This window comes from Streptomyces sp. L-9-10 (assembly GCF_004151105.1).
GTDB lineage: Bacteria > Actinomycetota > Actinomycetes > Streptomycetales > Streptomycetaceae > Streptomyces.
Map to the genome: position 1 here is coordinate 153,781 of NZ_PHRF01000161.1, position 18,823 is coordinate 172,603.

General features: G+C 72.1%; 13 protein-coding genes. 9 read left to right on the forward strand and 4 right to left on the reverse strand.

Features of this window, described 5'->3' with window-relative positions; translation table 11 throughout:
• Positions 1-90 precede the first annotated feature (90 nt).
• Positions 91-1,509, forward strand: a complete 1,419-nt coding sequence (locus tag CU044_RS33080) for a hypothetical protein (RefSeq protein ID WP_240045985.1) — start codon at positions 91-93, stop codon at positions 1,507-1,509.
• Here the strand turns inward: CU044_RS33080 and CU044_RS33085 are convergent.
• Entirely contained in the window at positions 1,493-3,658 is a 2,166-nt protein-coding gene (locus tag CU044_RS33085; RefSeq protein ID WP_129772425.1) for a tetratricopeptide repeat protein, read from the reverse strand. The genes CU044_RS33080 and CU044_RS33085 overlap by 17 nt on opposite strands.
• 382 nt (positions 3,659-4,040) lie before the next feature.
• Between CU044_RS33085 and CU044_RS33090 the strand changes: the two genes are divergently transcribed.
• The 3 genes from CU044_RS33090 (at position 4,041) to CU044_RS33100 (ending at position 7,193) form a co-directional block, all read left to right on the forward strand.
• On the forward strand, positions 4,041-5,060 hold the full coding sequence (locus tag CU044_RS33090; protein ID WP_129772426.1) for a helix-turn-helix transcriptional regulator: 1,020 nt from the start codon (positions 4,041-4,043) through the stop codon (positions 5,058-5,060).
• On the forward strand, positions 5,057-5,665 hold the full coding sequence (locus tag CU044_RS33095; protein ID WP_129772427.1) for a dihydrofolate reductase family protein: 609 nt from the start codon (positions 5,057-5,059) through the stop codon (positions 5,663-5,665). Before CU044_RS33090 ends, CU044_RS33095 begins: the two co-directional genes overlap by 4 nt.
• Before the next feature lie 103 nt (positions 5,666-5,768).
• The gene (locus tag CU044_RS33100; protein WP_129772428.1) at positions 5,769-7,193 is read left to right on the forward strand and encodes a D-alanyl-D-alanine carboxypeptidase; all 1,425 of its coding nucleotides are present in this window, start codon (positions 5,769-5,771) and stop codon (positions 7,191-7,193) included.
• A gap of 106 nt (positions 7,194-7,299) precedes the next feature.
• Here CU044_RS33100 and CU044_RS33105 read toward each other — a convergent pair whose 3' ends face one another.
• Entirely contained in the window at positions 7,300-8,085 is a 786-nt protein-coding gene (locus tag CU044_RS33105; protein WP_240045990.1) for a pentapeptide repeat-containing protein, read from the reverse strand.
• 325 nt (positions 8,086-8,410) lie between these two features.
• Between CU044_RS33105 and CU044_RS33110 the strand changes: the two genes are divergently transcribed.
• The 5 genes from CU044_RS33110 (at position 8,411) to CU044_RS33130 (ending at position 14,686) form a co-directional block, all read left to right on the forward strand.
• Positions 8,411-9,703 carry an ABC transporter substrate-binding protein gene (locus tag CU044_RS33110; protein ID WP_129772430.1) on the forward strand — a complete coding sequence of 431 codons (1,293 nt, stop codon included), beginning with the start codon at positions 8,411-8,413 and terminating at the stop codon, positions 9,701-9,703.
• A gap of 39 nt (positions 9,704-9,742) precedes the next feature.
• Entirely contained in the window at positions 9,743-10,669 is a 927-nt protein-coding gene (locus CU044_RS33115; protein WP_129772431.1) for a sugar ABC transporter permease, read from the forward strand.
• Between the two features lie 94 nt (positions 10,670-10,763).
• Positions 10,764-11,591, forward strand: a complete 828-nt coding sequence (locus CU044_RS33120; protein WP_129772504.1) for a carbohydrate ABC transporter permease — start codon at positions 10,764-10,766, stop codon at positions 11,589-11,591.
• A 74-nt stretch (positions 11,592-11,665) separates the two neighbouring features.
• Entirely contained in the window at positions 11,666-12,673 is a 1,008-nt protein-coding gene (locus CU044_RS33125) for a LacI family DNA-binding transcriptional regulator (RefSeq protein ID WP_129772505.1), read from the forward strand.
• 60 nt (positions 12,674-12,733) lie between these two features.
• On the forward strand, positions 12,734-14,686 hold the full coding sequence (locus tag CU044_RS33130; protein ID WP_129772432.1) for a cellulase family glycosylhydrolase: 1,953 nt from the start codon (positions 12,734-12,736) through the stop codon (positions 14,684-14,686).
• Positions 14,687-14,814: 128 nt separating this feature from the next.
• Here CU044_RS33130 and CU044_RS33135 read toward each other — a convergent pair whose 3' ends face one another.
• Complete coding sequence (locus tag CU044_RS33135; protein ID WP_129772433.1) at positions 14,815-17,502, reverse strand: AAA family ATPase; 2,688 nt, start codon at positions 17,500-17,502, stop codon at positions 14,815-14,817.
• A gap of 169 nt (positions 17,503-17,671) precedes the next feature.
• Entirely contained in the window at positions 17,672-18,751 is a 1,080-nt protein-coding gene (locus tag CU044_RS33140; protein WP_129772434.1) for a ThiF family adenylyltransferase, read from the reverse strand.
• Between the last annotated feature and the right edge of the window lie 72 nt (positions 18,752-18,823).

Below are 18,823 nucleotides of genomic sequence, written 5' to 3' on the forward strand. Positions count from 1 at the left end.
GTTGACCGTACTCTCGCATGGCGTCGGCTACAATAAGAGGCTGGCGACACCGGACACCGGACACCGGACACCGGATGCCCTTCGCCCGACGTGGAGCGCCCTACGCCCGGGGCCGGGCCGCCGCCCGTCTTCGGACTCTCCCGCGACTGGCTGCTCGCCGACGGCTCCCCCGTCGCCGACGCGCTGGTCCTCTCCCACCCCGAACAACTGGAGCGGCTGCGCGCCGCGTGCCCGGAGGCGGTGCCCACCGCCGTACTCGCCGGGGACCCGTGTTTCGACCGGATACTCGCGGCCCTCCCGTATCGCGAGCGCTTCCGCCGGGCCCTCGACGTACGGCCGGGACAGCGGCTCGTCCTGCTGAACTCGACCTGGAACCCGGACTCCCTCTTCGGGGACGGCGGCGAGGACATACTGCCGTCGCTGCTGCCGCGGCTCACCGCCGAACTGCCCGCCGACGAATACCGGCCGGCGGCCGTGCTGCACCCCAATATCTGGCGCGGTCACGGGCCCGGCCAGATCCGCGTCTGGCTGGACCGGGCCCGGCGGGGCGGGCTGGCGCTGGTGGATCCGCTGGAGGGATGGCGTCAGGCGCTCATCGCGGCCGATGTGGTCATCGGGGACGGCGGCTCGGTCAGCTACTACGCGGCGGCTCTCGGCACCCCGGTACTGATGGGCGCGGCGTCGGCGGACGGACTCGACGCGCGGTCGCCGGTGGCCGCGTTCGTACGGCAGGCTCCCCGGCTCGTGCCCTACGCCCCGCTGCGGGCCCAACTGGACGCGCTGCTCGACGGAGCGGAACGGCAGCGGCGGCAGCAGCCAGGGACACCCCCCGGTCCCGCCGAGCTGGTCTCCTCGGCTCCGGGTGAGGCGGCTGCACTGCTGCGCCGCCACTTCTACCGGTTCATCGGTATCCCCGAGCCCGAGGAGCCCGCTCTGCTGGACCCGCTGCCGCTCCCCCCGTACGAGCGGGTCACGCGGACGGCCCCCATGCGGGTCGTGACACGGCTGCCGGGGACGGGTGAGATCGAGGTGAGCCGGTACGCGGACCCCCGGTCGGAGCCGGCGGGTGACGGGAACGCGCATACGGCCGTGCACGAGGACACCCTGGACCCGGACAGACGCGCGCTCGCCGATGTGATCTTCCGGTACGGCACGGCGGACGATCCCCGCTACGGCACCGCGGAGGAGTGGACGGCGGAGGTACTGGCCCGCCATCCCTACGGTGAGCTGGCGGCGCTGGTCACCGATCCCGGCAGCTGTACGGTCCGCGCGCGGAACGGCACACTGCTGCGGCTCTCCGGACCGCCCGCCGCCGCCGACCCCGCCGTGTACGTCTCCGCGCTGTACGCGTGGCTGACCGCGGGCAAGGCGTGGGAGGAACTGGCGGCGGGCGGGATGACCGTACGCACCGGCAGGACCGGCCCGCACCAGGTGTCGGTCACACCGCTCACGCCGGACGGTCCAGACGGTCTGGACGGTCCGGGATCACCCCTCACTCGTCCGAGTTGAGACAGCGCTCGCGCAGCGCCCGCAGATGCGCGAGATGGTAGGCGGCCTTCTCGGCGTCGAGCGCGGCAGCCGCCTCGTCGATCAGCGGCAGCGCGCTGGGCGGGTCCCCCTCGGCGAGACAGGTCTCGGCGAGGTCGGTGAGGGTCCTCGCGGTGTTGTACGGCTCCCTGGCGACGTCGCGGAAGAACACCAGCGCCACGGCCAGCCGCTCATGGGCCTCGGCGTAGCGGCCGAGACCGCGCAGGGCCCGGCCCCGGTGCCGGTCCAACAGGGCGCGGGCGCGGGGCAGATCACGCTCGCCCTCGTCCCCGGCACCGATGCCGTCGAGGATCGCCGCCGCCTCGTCGAAGCGGTCGTACGCCTCCTGGAAGCGCCACTGGCGCAGCCGCAGCAGGCCCAGCGACTCCACGCAGGAGGCGTGTCCGCGCAGATGCCCGGACCGCTCCTCGGCCCGTGCGGCGGCGGCCAGTTCGGGCTCGGCCTCCTCGTACCGCCGTAGCTCCATCAGGTCCAGCGCCAGCAGCAGATGCGTCCGCCCGGCCATCCGGGATCCGGGGTCATGGGCATCGGCGACGCGCGCGCCCGCCCTCAGCGCGGGGAGCAGTTCGTCGTGGTATCCCGCCTTCAGCTGGAGCGGCCAGAGGGCCTGGCACAACTGGTAGACGGCCTCGGGCCGGCCGAACTCCTCGGCCGCGTGGACCGCTTGGACCAGGTTGCCCAGCTCGGCCACGAGCGCGGAGAGCGCCTCGCCCTCGTTGCCGTACGGGCTCGGGACCCGCGCCAGCTCCTCGTAGAGCGGGCCGATGCCCCAGGCTCCCGGCAGGGCGGCGAGCCTGGCCCGTACGGCGAAGCGCAGATACCAGTCCACCGTTCGCTGCACCGCCGCGGAGTACGCCGGGATGCCGTCCACGCGGACGGCGGTCTCCTCGGCGTGGGCGCGGACCACGGGGCGGTAGCGGCAGCGGTCGGCGTCCACGGACTCCAGCAGCCCGCGGTCGACGAGTTCGCCGAGGACGCGCGCCGCTTCGGCCTCGGGCAGGGAGACGGTGGCCGCGACGGCGGCCGGGCCGAACGCGGGCCACTCGCGCAGCGACATCAGCCGGTAGACCTTGGCCGCGGCGGGCTCCAGCTCGCGGTACAGGCCCTCGACCGCGGTACGGACGGGGCCGTTGTCGGACACCGTGGGCGCCTCCTCCTGCCGGTCCGGTCCGGGGTCCTGGCCGAGCGGCCGGTGCGGCTCGGCCAGCTGCGGCGCCGCCGCCCGCAGCGCGTACGGCGAACCGCCGCACCGCTCCAGCACCCGCGGCAGTACGGCGCGGGCCGCCGCGACCGTCTCCCGGTCCGTGAGGTCGGTGAGCAGCCGGCGCGCGTCCTTGTCGGAGAGCGGCCCGACGGGCACCGGCAACGCGTCCAGACCGCGCAGCGGCCTCGGCGCCACCACGACCGTGAACACGTCCGGCGCGGCCGTCAGCAGGGGCCGGACCTGCGCCGCCGACTGGGCGTGGTCCAGCACGACGAGCAGGCGCCGGTTCGCGACGGCGCGCCGGAACCACTCGCGCCGGTCCGCCGCGTCCGGCGGGATCTCGTCCCGCGCCATCCCGAGCTGGACGAGCAGGCTCCGCAGGACCGTGGACGCGTCCAGCGCGGTGGTCGCGGAGGCGCCGCGCAGGTCCGCGTACAGCTGACCGCCGGGGAAGAGGCGCTCCGCCTCCCGGCACCCCCAGTGGATGGCGAGGGCGCTGGTGCCGATGCCTTCGGGGCCATGGATCAGCGCGACGCGTGGCCGTCCGTCCGCCGGGCGCGCGGCCTCACGCTCCAGGAGCTTCATCGGTCCTTGACGGTCCGTGAAGAACCGTATGGAGGCGGGCAGCGACGGCACCGCGTCGGCCGTCCCCGGGCCGGGAGCGGTACGGGCGAACGCCTCCCAGGCGCGGGCCAGCGCGGGATCGGTCCGTACCGCCTCGTGGATCCGCTCGGCCACGGCCGTCAGCTCGGCCGGGCCCTCGGGCGCCGTCACCTCCTGGCCGACGATGCGCCGCACCAGACCACCGGCCGACTCCCAGGCCCACTTCCCGGCCTCATTGGCCATTCCCCCGCCCACGGCGTACAGCACCGCGGCGATCGCCGCCAGTGACATGGGCTCCAGCATGCCCGCTCCCCCATTCCCCGTTCTGCGATCCCCTGCCCGGATCCCGTGTCCGGATCCCGTGTCAGGATCCTGTGTCCGGATCCCCGGGGCCCGGTCCCCGCTCCCCGGCGAAGCGCCGGCGGAGGCCGCGCGCCACGTTCCGGATCAACCGTAATAGCGATCACGGCGGTACGGGTGCGGTTGGCGACTACTCGCAACCCCTTTTGCCGAAGGGGACGTTCGGGGAAGAGACGGCCGGTCGGCCGGATGGCTCGGGAGGGGCATGGGAGGGGCGTGGGAGGCCCCGCGCGCGAGCGGTTCCGGAGGGGGTGCCGGGGGCGCTCCCCACAGGGATATCAGGCGATATCAGGCGGTTGCCGCCGTACGCGCTGATACTGACCCCATGACCCGACACGGAGAGCTGGGCACAGCCCTGCACCGCTGGCGTGACCGGATCGCACCGGCCGAGGCCGGGCTGCCCGCGGGCGAGCCCGGCCGGACGGCCGGGCTGCGGCATGAGGAGCTGGCCCAGCTGACCGGTCTGTCCGTGGACTATCTCGTCCGGCTGGAAGAGGGGCGGGCGACCTCCCCGTCCGTTCAGGTCCTCACCGCGCTGGCCCGCGCCCTGCGGCTCTCCGACGACGAGCGCAGACATCTCTTCCTGCTCGCCGGGCAGTCACCGCCCGCCCTGGGACGGGTCTCGGACCACATCCCGCCCAGTGTGCGACGGCTGCTCGGACGGCTCCCGGGGACCCCGCTCGGGGTCCATGACGCCGCCTGGAACCTGATCACCTGGAATCCCCTCTGGGCCGCGCTGCTCGGGGATCCGGCGGCGGTCCCCGGGCGGGGCCGCAACGCCGCCTGGCTGCACTTCACGGGCCGGCCCAGCCGGATCAGCCACACCGTGGAGCAGGAGGCCCGGTTCGAGGCGGCTCTCGTCGCCGACCTCCGCTCCGCGACGGTCCACTACCCCACCGACGTACGGCTGCGCTTCCTCATCGGGGAGCTGCGGCGGGTCAGCAACCGGTTCGCGGTGCTGTGGAACTCCCGTATCACCGACTCCCACGACACCGGCACCAGGACCATCCATCACCCGGATGTCGGACCGATGACCGTGGACTGCGACACCCTCACCGTCCCGGGCTGCGATCTCCGTATCGCCGCGTACTCCGCCGCCCCGGGCACGGACGCGGCCGACAAGCTCAGGCTGCTCGACGTGATCGGCACGGAGATGACAGGGATGGCCGAGCTGACGGACATGAGCGAGATGGCACGGGGACCCGCCACGGCCGCCGCCCCGGCCACGAACCCCGTTGTCGACGATCCCGGCCACACTCCTGATGCAGGGTCCGGATCCGGGCACGACCCCGGCCCCGGTCCTGGTTCCAGCCCCACCGCCGCGCCGGAACCCGCCGACCGATGAGGACGAACACGGTCTGCACCGGCGCCAGCATGTCGCTGGACGGCTATATCGCGGGCCCGGAGGAGACGGGCTTCGACAAGCTGTTCACGTGGTACAGCAACGGCACGGTGCGCGTGCCGACCGCCCGCGACGACCTCACCTTCACCATGTCGCCGGTGAGCGTGGAGGCGTGGCGTGGCACGGTCGAGCGCACCGGCGCGCTGGTCGTCGGCCGGCGCCTCTTCGATCTCACCTCGGGCTGGGAGGGAAATCACCCGATCGGGTGTCCGGTGGTCGTGCTCACGCACCGCGTGCCGGAGGACTGGCCGTACGAGGACGCCCCCTTCACCTTCGTCACGGACGGTATCGAGAGCGCCGTGGAACGCGCCAAGGAGCTCGCGGGGCCCGGCAGGGCGGTCACCGTCAACGGCGGCACGATCGCGCGGCAGTGCCTGGACGCGCGGCTGCTCGACGAGGTGTGGATCGATCTCGTACCGGTGCTGCTCGGCGCCGGGACACCGTTCTTCGACGAGCTGAGGAACGTACCCGTGCAGCTGGAGGGGCCGCTGTCGATGTCCCAGGGCATCGGCGTCACCCATTTGCGCTACCGGGTCCGCTATCCATGACGCGTGCGCGCCCGCCGAAACCTGGAACCCCCGACCGGACAGCGATACATCCGGTCGGCTCACGTGAGGGGCGCGGGACGCGGTCCGTTCCTACCGTGGCGGAATGATCAACAGATCCGTGACGCGCTCCGCGCTCTCCGGCACGGTGGCTCTCGCCGCCACCGGCCTGCTGGTCCTTCTGCCGCCGTCCCCGCCGGCCGCCGCGGACTCCCGCAGCGATCCGGCCGTACGGGCTCCGGGCCTGCCCCGCGTCCCCGTGATCGCCGGCTCCCCCGGCGTCCATGGCTCAGCCGGATCTCCCGGACCTCATGGTTCCCCTGGCTCCTCCGGCTCCCCCGGATCTCATCGGTCCCCCCGATCCGTCTCCGCCGCCCACGGACCGGCCGCCGGCGCTCATGGCCCCGCGAGCGCCCCGGAAGCCGATATCGACCGCGCGCTGCTGTACCGGCCGGGTACGCACGCGCGGCCCAGGGCCGGTGCCCCCGCTCCGCCGGAGCTGTCGGCGCTGTCCTGGCTGGTCGCGGACGCCCGTACGGGCGAGGTCCTCGCCGCGCGCGACGCACACCTCAAACTGCCTCCGGCCTCCACCCTGAAGACGCTCTTCGCCCTTACCGCGCTGCCGCGGCTGGCCGAACACTCCCGGCACACCGTCAAAGAGGAGGAGCTGGACGACATCGGCCCCGGCAGCAGCACGGTGGGCATCGTCGGCGGCGAGTCGTACGAAGTGGCCGATCTGTGGCGGGGCGTGTTCCTCAGCTCCGGCAATGACGCGGTGCGCGCGCTCTCCGCGATGAACGGCGGCTGGGATTCGACGGTCGCTCAGATGCGGAAGAAGGCCAGGCAGCTGGGCGCGCTGGACACCCACGTCGTGTCCCCGGACGGCTATGACGCGCCCGGTCAGGTGTCGTCGGCGTACGACCTGTCGGTCTTCGCCCGTGCGGGCCTGGCGTCACCGGAGTTCGTACGGTACAGCTCGACCGTCGACGCCGATTTCCCCGGCGAAGGCGGCATCGTCAACACCAACCGGTTGCTGAGCGGCGAGGACGGGGTCGAGCCCTATCCCGGGCTGATCGGTGTCAAGAACGGCTTCACCTCCGAGGCCGGCTACACCCTGGTCGCGGCGGCCAAGCGCGGCGGGCGCACGCTGGTGGCGACCGTGATGAACCCGCAGTGGGGCGGCGTCCACGCGGTGTACGAGGAGGCCAGGGAGCTGCTGGACTGGGGCTTCGCCGCCGGGAAGCGGGCCGTCCCGGTGGGCACGCTCAAGCCGCCGCCACCGCCCGTCCCGCCGATGCCCCCGACCCCGCCGAAGCCGGCGGGTCCCGGGTCGAGCCCGATGGCGAAGGTGGCGGGGGCGGCGCCGGGCGCCCGGTCGGTGAGCGTCGCGCGGGCGGAGGAGGACGGTTCCGGGTCCGGCTATCTGGTGCCCGCGGTCTTCGTGAGCGCGGCCTGTCTCGCGGCCGTCGGACTCTTCGTCGTACGGCGCTCGGGCCGACGGCGGCCGGAGAGGGAAGAGATCATCCACTGAGCCCGGCACCCACCGCCGCGGAACCGGACACCCGCCGGTACGCACGGCACCCGCCCGTACTCACCGGACCCGCCGGTGAGCCCGACACCCGCCCGCTGACGGGCACCTACCAGTGCGCGGGGCGCGTGAGTGACGGCGGGAGTCTGGTCGCCGCGTCCCCCTTCGCGGCGTTGACCTGGGTCTGGACGAGGAAGATGGCGCCGGTCAGATCGGCGCCCCGCAGATCCGCGTCCCTCAGGTCGGCCCCGATCAGATCGGCCAGGCGCAGATCGGCCCCCCGCAGATCGGCGGCGATCAGATACGCCCCGCGCAGATCGGCGCCGCGCAGTTCCGCGCCTTTGAGCTTCGCGCCGAAGAGGTCGGCTCCCCTGCGGTTCTTCCGCCTGCCCCGGACCTGGGCCCGTACCAGCTCGCTCGTGCGCAGCAGGAGGGTGTTGACGGCCGCGCGCCGTTCCGCCACGTCCAGTTCGAGCAGAGCCTCGGGAGCGCTCCGGGTCAGGCGCTCGGTGTCGTCCAGGGCGCGGCGGATCTCACGGTGAAGCGTACGGGCGGGCTCCAGCGCCAGCGCCTCGTCGAGGTACCACAGCAGTTCCTGGAGCTGCCGCATCACGGGAAGCGCGGCGAACATCCGTTCCGCGCTCTCCGGGGCCTGCCGCCAGTCCCGTCCGCCGAAGGTGAGCTGCGAGACCTTCTGGCCCGCGCCGAAGCAGTCGTAGACCGTGCACCCCTGGAAGCCCCGTTCCCTCAGGGTGCTGTGCACGCCACAGCGGAAGTCCGTCCGCAGGTGGCGGCAGGGTTCTCCGGCGGCCTTGTCGACCGGGAAGTCCGCCGAGACCGAGAAGGTCAGCGCGACGCAGCAGAGCCCGAAGCAGTTCGCGCAGTCGGCCCGCAGATCGAGTCCGGAGGGCCCGGGGCCGTGAGTCCCCTCGCGGGGGGAGCCGTGATCCTCCTCGCGGAGGGGGCCGTGAGTCCCCTCGCGGAGGGCGGAGTTCAAGGCGTCGGGCTGCGGGTCGGGCTGCGCTGACAAGGGTTCCGGTCTCCTGTACCTGCTGGGCGGCGGTCGCCCGACGGAGCGTACCTTCCGGCGCCGACGCAGCATGTGCAACGGGGGGTTGACCGTCTCCTGTCCTGGGTCTAGATTCCTCGCACCTCGCAGGTGTATCGATAAACCATCTGACCGGGGTCCCACTCAGCACTCCCGTAGGAGGCCCTGCGCCGTGCGCTCCCCGCTGAATCGCCGCGGTTTCATAGCCGCCGGCGCCGCCCTCGCCGCAGGCGCCGCCGTACCCGGGCTGTCCGGGTGCGCCGCACTGGCGGCGGCCGACTTCGACCCCGACACCCTGGTCATCCACAGCCAGCTCGGTGGCACCGCCCCCGGTTCCGCCACCTTCCGGGCCGTGCTCGACACCTTCCGCCGGGAGAATCCGCGGATCGCGGTCAAGAGCCTGGTCAACGGCGATGAGCTCGGGCAGGTGTACGAGACGTCGCGGCTGGCGAAGAAGGAGGCCGACGTCGTCATGGTCAACCTCTACGACAAGACGGTGGCCTGGACCGAGCTGGGCGCGACCGTCCCGGTCGGCGGCTATCTCGACGCGTGGGGGCTGCGCGACCGCGTCATCCCGGGCGCCCTCAAGGAGTGGACCGACCCCAAGGGGCGGCTGCGCGCCCTTCCGTACATCAGCAGCAACTGGCCCGTCGCCTTCAACACCTCGCTGCTGCGGGCCGCCGGCGTCGACACGATCCCCACCACCGGCGACGAACTGATCGCGGCGGCCGGGAAGCTGCGCGCGAAGGGCACCGCCCCCGTCACCATCGGCGGCAACGACTGGACGGGGCAGAAGCTCCTCGCCCAGATCATCCAGACGTTCCTCACCCCCGAGCAGGCCCGCGCCCTCTACTCCACGGGCGACTTCAGCGGTCTCCCGCAGGCGCGCGACGGTGTCGCGTACTTCGTCGAGCTGCGCGACGCGGGGGTGTTCACGGACAAGGCGCAGGGTCTGACCACGGACTCGATGACGACCCAGTTCAACACCGAGGCCGCCGCCATGGAGTCGGCGATGTCCTCGGCGCTGGCCCGGGTCCCCGGAAAGGTCGCCGCACGCACGGAGGTCGGCGGCTGGCCGCCGGCTCCGGGCGCCGCGCATCCGAAGCCGACGATCCTGCGGACGTACACGGTCTCCGGGTTCTGGATCAGTCCGAACGGTACGAAGAAGATCGAGAACGTGGAGAAGTTCGTCCGCTTCATGTACCGGCCCGATGTGATCTCGCGCTTCGTCTCCGAGGGCGGTCGCGACATGGCCGTGAAGACCGACACCCTCAGCGACAACTTCCCCCTGGTCGCCAAGGCGCAGCGACTCGGCGACAGCGTGAGCCAGGTGGTCCTGCCGGATCTGTACGTGCCGCCCTCGGCCGTGCAGCCGCTGATCCAGGCGACCAGCACCGCGTTCACCCCGGGCACCAGCGCCCGCCGCATCCTCGCTCTGCTCGACGGTGCGTACCGCCACGCCTGAGCAGGTCCGACGCCCCACGGGAGTTATCCAGTGACAACGATGTCTGTCAGGTCTGCCACCGGGCAGGCCGCGCCGGCCCGACCGGGCCCGGGGCAGCGGAAGCGGCAGCGCGGGCAGCGCACCACGATCCTCGCCCTGCCCGCCCTCGCCTGGTATCTGATCTTCATGGTCGGCCCGATGGCCGCCATCTTCGTGATCGCGGCCATGAACTGGCCGGGGATGCTCCAGCCCGTCTCGTTCGCCGGGCTCGACAACTTCCGTACGGTGCTGGAGGATCCGGTCTTCTGGCAGGCGGTACGGAACACCGCCGTCCAGCTCGCGATCGCCCTGCCGGTCATGATCGTCTGCGCGTACATGCTGGGCTACTACGTGGCGCAGAAGCCCCCGGGTCACCGGGTGATCCGCTATCTGCTGTTCGTCCCGGGGCTGATCTCGACCCCGGCCAAGGCAATGGTCTTCTACGCCGCGCTCTCCCCGGACGGGCTGCTCAACGGAGCCCTCCAGTCCGTCGGCCTCGGCTCGCTCTCCGACGCCTGGCTCGCCAACTCCGGTACGGCGCTGTTCTGTCTGATCGCGCTCGACATCTGGGCCGGTATCGGCTTCACGGCCGTGCTGTTCGCGGCGCGGCTCGACAGCGTTCCCGACGAGCTCGGCGAGGCCGCGCAGCTGGACGGCGCGGGGCACTGGCGCACCATGTGGCGTGTCCACTTCCCCGTCATCAAGGACTACGTGGGGGTGGTGACGATGCTCCAGTTCCTGTGGACGCTCTTCGGCTCGGCGCAGCAGGTGCTGCTGCTCACCCAGGGCGGCCCGGCCAACTCCTCGACCACGCTGTCCTTCCTCGTCTACCAGAAGGCGTTCATCGAGACGGATCTGGGCTACAGCCAGGCCATCGGTGTGGTCCTCTTCCTGGTCGGGCTGGTGGGACTGCTCTCCATCCGCCGCACCTTCCGCCAGACGTACTGACGTGCGACGTACTGACGTACCGCCGTGCTGACGTACCGAAGCGCGCCGACGTCGTGCACACAGCCACCGATCGGAGCTGTCCCCCATGTCCACCATGAAGTTCAGGAAGTCCTGGCTGCCCGCGCACATCCTGGTGTGGACGTACGCGGTACTGCTGGCCGTCCCGCTCTACTACTTCCTCGCCTCGGCCTTCAAGTCGAACGAGCGGATCTTCGCGAGCCCCCTCTCACCGCCGTCCTCGTTCGGGCTCGGCAACTTCCGTACGGCCTTCGAGAGCGCCGAACTCGGGCCCGCGATCTTCAACTCGGCGCTGGTGACGGTGTTCTCGCTGGCCCTGACGCTGGGCCTGGCGATACCCGCCGCGTTCGCGCTCGCCCGTTCGACCGGGCGGCTGGCGTCCGCGATGGAGAAGGTGTTCTCGCTCGGTTTCCTGATTCCGACCTTCGCCGCGCTCTTCCCCACCTTCCTGCTCTCGGCGGCGACCGGCCTCTTCCACACGCGCGCGTTCATGGTGCTGTTCCTGCCGGCGACCGCGATGCCGCTGTCGGTGGTGATCCTGGTGCAGTTCATGCGCACCATCCCGCGCGAGATGGAGGAGGCGGCGCGGATGGACGGCGCCTCGACGTTCGCCGTACTGCGGCACATCTACACACCGATGTGCATGCCCGGCATCGCCACCGTGCTGCTGCTCAACTTCCTCAGCTTCTGGAACGAGTATCTCTACTCGCTGATCATCATCGGCCCGGACCCCGAACTGCGCACCGTGCAGGTCGCGTTGCCGACCCTGAAGTCCCAGATCGGGACCGACTACGGTGTACTGACGGCCGGTACGATCCTCACGCTCGTACCCGTCTGGATCGTGTACACCATTCTCCAGAAGAGAATGCAGCAGGCACTGATCAGCGGCGCGGTGAAGATGTGAGCGAGAGCAACGGCGGGAGCGACGGCGCGGGGAAGAACGGCGCCGGCAGGAACACCAGGCCCACCATCAAGGACGTGGCGGCCGAGGCGGGCGTCTCGGCGACCGCCGTGTCCAAGGTCTTCAACAACACGGGCCGGATATCGGAGCCGACGCGCCTGCGCATCGTCGAGGCGGCGGCGCGGCTCGGCTGGTCGCCGAGCGCCACGGCGACCGCCCTGCGCCGGTCCCGTACCCGTACGGTCGCGATGGTCGTCCGCCGCCCCACCGATGTCCTCGGCGCGGACCCGCACTTCTCCGAGCTGATCACCGGTCTGGAGAGCGAGCTGTCGCCGCGCGGCTACGGCCTGCTGCTGCACATGGCCGGCGACGTGGCGGAGGAGACGGCGCTGTACGAGCGGCTGGCGGCGGAGGGACGCGTCGACGGCGCGGTCCTCACCGACCACAGGACGGACGACCCCCGTCCCCCGCTGCTGCGCCGACTGGGGCTGCCCGCCGTACTGCTGGGCACACCGCACCACGAGCTGTCGGTCCGGAACATCACACTCGGGGACCAGGAGGCGGGCGTCACCGAGGCCGTACGGCATCTGCTGGACCTCGGCCACCGGCGTATCGCGTATGTCGCGGGCCCGGCCGAGCTGGTGCACACCGGCTTCCGCCTGCGGGTCTTCGAGCGGGAACTCGCGGCGGCGGGGCTCGCCCCGGCGGCCGTGCTGCACACGGACTTCACCGAGGCCGCGGCCGGCACCGCCACCAAACAGCTGCTCGCCCTCCCCGTCCGGCCGACCGCGATCATGTACGCCAATGACTCGATGGCGGTCTGCGGTATCGGCGCGGCCCAGCGTGCCGGGCTCGCCGTGCCGGACGATCTCTCGGTGGTCGGCTACGACAATCTGCCGCTCGGACACTGGCTGCACCCCCGGCTGACCACCGTCGACCAGCGGGTACGGGAGGTCGGCGCCGCCGCGGCGCGGGCCCTGCTCGCGGAGTGCGGCGAGGACGCCGACACACGGCCGCTCACCGGCCGGCCCCGGCTGGTGGTCCGCGAGTCGACGAGCCCTGTCCCGGGCCGGGACAGGGCCTGACCGCCGCCGGTGAGCCCGGCTCCCCAGAAAACAGAGAACCACCCCCGTCACGGAGAACACATGCGACGCCACAGCGCCCACCTCACCCACGACGACCGCGTCCTGCCCTGGGTCGGCGCCAATTTCTGGTCCCGCACCGGCGGTCCGCTGATGTGGCGCGACTACGACGGCGCGGTCGTACGCGAAGAGCTCGCCGTGCTGCGCGACCACGGGCTCACCATGAGCCGTTCGTTCTTCTACTGGCCGGACTTCCACCCCGAACCGCACCGGATCGACGAGGAACTGTGCGACCGTTTCCGGGACTTCCTGGACGCCCACGGCGAGCTGTCGATGGGAACCGTCCCGACGTTCATCGTGGGCCACATGTCCGGGGAGAACTGGGATCCGGTCTGGCGCGGCGACCGCGATCTGTACGAGGACGTGTGGATGGTCGGCCGGCAGGCCTGGTTCGTGAGCGAGATGACCCGGCGCTTCAAGGACCACCCCGCGGTGACCGGCTGGCTGATCACCAACGAGATGCCCGGGTACGGGCGGATCCACCAGGTCGATCCGCCGTCCTCGGACGTGGTGACGGCCTGGGCGCAGTTCATGTGCCAGGCCGTCCGGGCGGCCGGGGGCACCCAGCCGGTGTCGCTCGGCGACGGTGCCTGGGGTCTGGAGGTGACCGGCCGTGACAACGGTTTCTCGCTGCGCGAGACGGCGGAGTACGTGGACTTCGTCGGCCCGCATGTCTACCGCTCCGACACCGACCTGCCGCGCCAGCACTACCGGGCGGCCTTCGAGTGCGAGCTGGCCGGCGTCACCGGACAGCCTGTGATCCTGGAGGAGTTCGGCCTCTCCACCGACACCGTCTCCGCGCGCAACGCGGGCGTCTACTACCGGCAGACCCTGCACAACTCGCTGCTCGGCGGCGCGACCGGGTGGATCGCCTGGAACAACACCGACTACGACCATCTCTGGGACCGGTCCCCGTACGACCACCACCCCTTCGAGATGCACTTCGGCATCACGGACAGCACCGGGCGTCCGAAGGAGCCACTGCGTGAACTGGCCGCCTTCAGCGATGTGCTGCGGCGGGTGGACTTCGGGCACTGCCGGCGTTCGGACGCGCCCACCGCGCTCGTCGTGCCCGCCTTCCTGGAGCGCGGCTACCCGTACAGCAGGCCCGCCGACCGGCCGCTGATCTTCAGCTCACTGCACCAGGGGTACGTGGCGGCGCGCGGCGCGGATCTGCCGGTCGCGTTCGCCCGGGAGGCCGACGGTCTGCCGATGGACGGCCTGCTGTATCTGCTGCCCTCGACACGCCAGCTGACCACCCGCACCCGGCGCGATCTGGAGCGGCGGGCGCGGGACGGCGCGACGGTCTATCTGTCCTTCTGCTCGGGTGAGTACCCGGGCACGCGCGGGCCGTGGTTCCACGACCTGGACGGGCTGTTCGGGGTGGAGCTCCAGCTCTCGTACGGTGTCGCCGAGCCGATCGAGGACGACACCCTGGAGATGACGTTCCAGGAGGACTTCGGGACGATCGCGGCCGGGGAGACACTGCGCTTCGCGGTGGCGGGCAACGAGGACAGCCGCGCCTATCTGCCGGTGGTGCCCGCCGGGGCCCGGGTGGTGGCGACCGACGCCCACGGCCGGCCCGCGCTGCTGCGCCACCGGCTCGGCGAGGGCGAGACCGTGCTGGCGACCTATCCGCTGGAGCACATGGCGGCCCGGACGGCCCGGGTCAATCCGGAGCGTACACACCGGCTGTACGAGGCGCTCGCCGAAGTGGCGGGCGTACGGCGGCCGGTGACGGTCGGCACCCCGCTGGTGGGCGCGGATGTGCTGGTGCATGAGGACGGCAGGCGCTTCGTCTGGCTGGTGAGCCAGTCCGAGCGGGAGCTGACGGTGTGTCCGGAGACCGGTGACGCGGCGCTGCACGATCTGGTCTCCGGCGAGCGGCTGGAGACGGTGGAGATCGGCCCGTACGGCGTACGGGTGCTGGAACTGCGCCCGCGCACCGCGCCCTGACCTGACGGGCCTTACGGCGGTGACGTCATCAGGCCCACGCCCCGGGCCGACGGCCGTCAGCGGGGCGTGCCGGCGGTCAGCGGGCCCGGGGCAGCGGCGAGGCCCCGGGCGCCGGCGGTCCGTCCTCGTCAGCGGGGCGCCGGGCGGGCGTCCATCGCCCGGCGCGCCCGGTCAGCCAGACCGTCCGCGCCACAGCTCTCCGCCAGTTCGAGCCCGCAGGCCAGCTCTGCGGGGAACCCGGCGGCGATGCCGTACTCCACCCGGGCCACGGCGAGTTCGTACGCGGACGGTGACGTTTCCAGATGGGCGACGGCCTGCGCCAGCAACTCGACCTTCTCCGCGCCCTCCTTCAGGGACGCGGCGCAGCACAGCGCGACCCCGATGGCGGTGTGCGTGCCGAAGCGTTCCGCCCGGTCCCTGGCGTACGAGGCGAGATGGGCCGCACGGCGCGGATCGTCGTCGGCGACCGCACGCGCGAGGTCGCACGCCCAGGGAGCCATGACGATGTTGTGACGGCCACGCGCGGTCAACGCCACTCCGGCCGCTTCGAGTTCGACGACGGCCTCCTTCGTACGGCCGAGGGCGAACAGCAGCCGGCCCCGCACGCTCGGCGCGTCGGGGATGACGATCGAGGAGGAGTACGGCGGGGCGAACGCGTGACGCTCGGCCGCCTCCAGGGCCTTGTCGACATGGCCGCGTGCGAGCAGGGTGTCGATCAGCATGCACGCCGCGTCCCAGTGCATCGGCAGACCGTTGCCGACCCGGTCGGCCAGCCGCAGGCTCTCGCGCAGATACGTCTCGGCATCCGCGAGCCGGCCGCGTCGGCGGTGGCCGTAGCCCACGAGGGCATGGGCGAAGGCCAGATGGCCACCGCTCCAGCCGGAGATCTCGAAGGCCCGCAGCCCTTCCTGGAACAGGCTCTCCGCGCGGTCGAGCCGGTCGGCGAAGGCGTACGAGAGACCGAGCAGCGCCGGTGGCTCGAAGCCCCACGCCGTGTCGGTCCAGCCGACTCCGGGCGGCAACCGGCCGTCGCTCAGGGCCTGTTCGGCGATCTGGACGTTCTCCTCGGCGCTCTCGCCCCGGGCCGTACCGTCGAACGCGCGCAGCATCAGCAGGACGCGTTCGGTGTTGTCACGTCCGGTGAGCCCGTCCGCCAGCCGGGCGAGGCGGCGGGAGCGCTCGGGGCCGTTCTCCTCGATGGCCTGCACGCCCTCCCACAGGAAGTGGGCACCCTGGAGCCGCATCCTGGCGGGTCCTTCTTCGATGCGCGCGACCTCGGTGGCCACCACATGCGCGGCGTCACCGGTCTGGTTGTTGTGTGTCAGTGCCTGGGCGAGCCGGAACACCACATCCACCCGGAGGGCTTCGTCCAGCTGCGGGGTGTCGAGCGCGGCGCGCAGATGTCCGACCGTGGTGGCCGGTGAGGTGAGCAGCGTGGCGCAGCCCAGCTCGTACAGCACCAGGGGCCGGACGGACTCCAACGGCGGTTCCGCCAGGGCGCGTTCGAGGCAGCGGCGGGCGGCGTCCGGTGCGCCCACCGCGAGGTGTTCGGCGGCGGCTTCGCGCAGTTGCTCGACGAGTTCGGGGTCGCCGTCCGGATGCACTTCGAGGAGGTGGGGCGCGGCCGCCGCCGATCCCCGGCCGCTGCGGGAGACGGCCCAGGCGGCGAGTCCGTGCATCGCGGTGCGTACGCCCGGCGGGATCGCCCGGTAGACGGCGCCCGCGATCAGCGGGTGGACGAACTCCAACGGGTCCGTGCCCACGAGGATGCGCGCGGCCCGCAGCCGTTCCGCGCACTCGGTGGCCTCTTCCTGGCTCATACCCGACAGGGAGATCGCCAGATCGAGTGAGATGTCGGTGCCCAGGATGGCGGCGGCCCAGGCGAACCGGGTGGTGGCCGTGCCCAGTTCCTCCAGCCGGGCGATCAGACCGGTGCCGCGTGCCGAGGCGCCGAGGGCGCGCAGTTCGCCGGCATGGTCCTCGACGGGTTCGAGGCCGCTGTCCCGCACCTTGGCGAGCAGTTCGACGGTCTCGTACGCGTTGCCGCCGGTCACCGCCCACACCTCGCGGCAGAACGGATCGTCCGCGTGCTCGCCGAGGGCGGCGCGGGCCAGCTCGGCCGTGGCGTCGGAGGTCAGTTCGCTCAGTGTGACCAGCAGCCTCGCCACCGCCCCGATCTTCTGGAGAAACCATTCGGTCTCGCCGATGGCCTCCTCGGTGCGGTACGCGACGACGATGAGGACGGGCAGCGGGACGGCGGGGCGCTCGGCGAAGGAGGTGAGCCAGGCGAGGGTCTCCAGGTCGGCCCACTGCGCGTCGTCCACGAGGAGGACGAGCGGTCCGTGGACGGCGGCGAGCCGTTCGACCAGGGCGTCGAGACCGTCCCTGACGCCCTGCGGGTCCGCGTGCTGGTCGCCCGGTGGCGCTATGCCGAGGGCCGGGCCGACGATCTCGTACCGGTCACCGAGCAACTCCCGTGCGTCCTTGGGACCGTCCGCCGGTCCCGACACCGCCTCGGACACCGGTTCGGTGGCTGTCAGCGCGGGCTGGAGCAACTGCCGTACGACATGGAAGGGCACGGACGTGACGGTCTCGCCGCCGCGCGCGGACCACACCGCACAGCGTCCGGTGGCGAGTCGGCGCACCTCCGAGAGCAACGCCGTCTTACCGAGCCCGGCGGCACCCCGGTAGACGAGAAGCCCACCGGAGCGCTTGCTTCCGCACAGTGCGTCCACGGCGTTGGCCGCCGCGGCGAGTTCGGGTTCACGCTCCAGCAGCGGGAGGGTGACCGTGTCATCCGGCCGGTACACCGGCATCCCTCGCTTTCTCGAACAGTGCGCAGGTCAGGTGTTGAGGGTAGCCCCGGAGCGCCCCGAGTGGACCCGAATCCACACGAATTCGGCCGTTCGACTGCGCGAAGGCGGTTCAAGGGGTAACGAAACTCCCCCGCCGGACGACACGCTTCCGGCGGGACGGGTACGGGCCTCAGGCCGGGCGTCGTGCCGTGTGCGGCGTACCGCACGCCGGGCAGTCCGGTCTGCGGTCGTACCGTTCCTCCACCGGTTCGGACAGTGCCATCAGATTGAGGCCGAAGCGGAAGCCGGGTTCCATCTCCGGTACGCCCGTGAGCAGCGCGATCGCCGCGTGGACGAGGAGATGGCCGGAGAGGCCCGCGGTCACGGCGTTGACGGGGTTCCACTCCATCCGGGGCGAGGCGGCCTCCTCGTCCTGTCCGGCGGCGAGGCGCAGATCGCGGCGGTCGACCTCACCCGCGCGGTGGCACTCCCAGCAGGCTCCCCGGCCGGGTGTGTGGACGCCGACGGTGACGAGCGGTCCGCGGTAGCCGGCGTCGAGCCAGGGGATTCCGGCGGCCAGGCAGACGCGGTTGGCCCAGCGGCGGATCTCCGGCGGCCGGTCGGCGCAGAGCAGCAGCAGATCGTAGCCCGGTTCGAGCAGTGTGGCGATGTCGTCGGGACCGCGGACCGCGCGGTGTTCCGTGGTCAGCGCCACCCGCGAGTTGACCGCCCGCAGGGCCGCGTCGGCCGCGGTGGCCTTGGACCGGCCGATATCGCTCTCGTGGTACAGGGGCTGCCGGTTGAGGTTGGACAGCTCCACGACATCGCCGTCGACGCAGTGCATCCGGCCCACGCCCGACGCGACCAGGCCCTGGGCGGCGAAGCCTCCGGTGCCGCCGAGGCCGAGCAGCAGTACACGGGCCGAGCGCAGCCGGGCCTGTAACTCCCAGGCGGTCGCGTGCGGTTTGAGATCCATCCACCGCAACAGCGTCACACCGCGGCTGTACCGCACGCGGTCCTCGTCGGTGAGGGTGTCCGGCGGCTCCGCCCCGGCGTCCTCCAGGAACCCGGCCTCGTACAGCTCGGCGATCGCCTGGACGACCGCGCCCCCTTCGACGGCCGGATGCCGGGCGAGCACCTCGTCGACCGACTCGGCCTGGCCGCGGGTCCCGTCGAGCGCCTCGGTCAGCGTCCAGATCCAGCCGTCGGGGTCGGCGACCTCGGCGCCGATCCCGTACACCACGCTCCCGATGCGTACGTTCCCGTCCACGGTGCGGTAGGCGCGGTGTTCGGGCTTGACCCGGGGGCGCCGTAAGCCGGAAACCGGCGGTGGCGGCCGGTC

What these genes read in the sequence shown, in the direction of transcription:
- CU044_RS33085 (WP_129772425.1), bottom strand. Translation starts at nt 3,658, where the DNA reads ATGCTGGAGCCCATGTCACTGGCGGCGATCGCCGCGGTGCTGTACGCC.
- CU044_RS33090 (WP_129772426.1), top strand. Translation starts at nt 4,041, where the DNA reads ATGACCCGACACGGAGAGCTGGGCACAGCCCTGCACCGCTGGCGTGAC.
- CU044_RS33095 (WP_129772427.1), top strand. Translation starts at nt 5,057, where the DNA reads ATGAGGACGAACACGGTCTGCACCGGCGCCAGCATGTCGCTGGACGGC.
- CU044_RS33100 (WP_129772428.1), top strand. Translation starts at nt 5,769, where the DNA reads ATGATCAACAGATCCGTGACGCGCTCCGCGCTCTCCGGCACGGTGGCT.
- CU044_RS33115 (WP_129772431.1), top strand. Translation starts at nt 9,743, where the DNA reads ATGTCTGTCAGGTCTGCCACCGGGCAGGCCGCGCCGGCCCGACCGGGC.
- CU044_RS33120 (WP_129772504.1), top strand. Translation starts at nt 10,764, where the DNA reads ATGAAGTTCAGGAAGTCCTGGCTGCCCGCGCACATCCTGGTGTGGACG.
- CU044_RS33130 (WP_129772432.1), top strand. Translation starts at nt 12,734, where the DNA reads ATGCGACGCCACAGCGCCCACCTCACCCACGACGACCGCGTCCTGCCC.
- CU044_RS33135 (WP_129772433.1), bottom strand. Translation starts at nt 17,502, where the DNA reads ATGCCGGTGTACCGGCCGGATGACACGGTCACCCTCCCGCTGCTGGAG.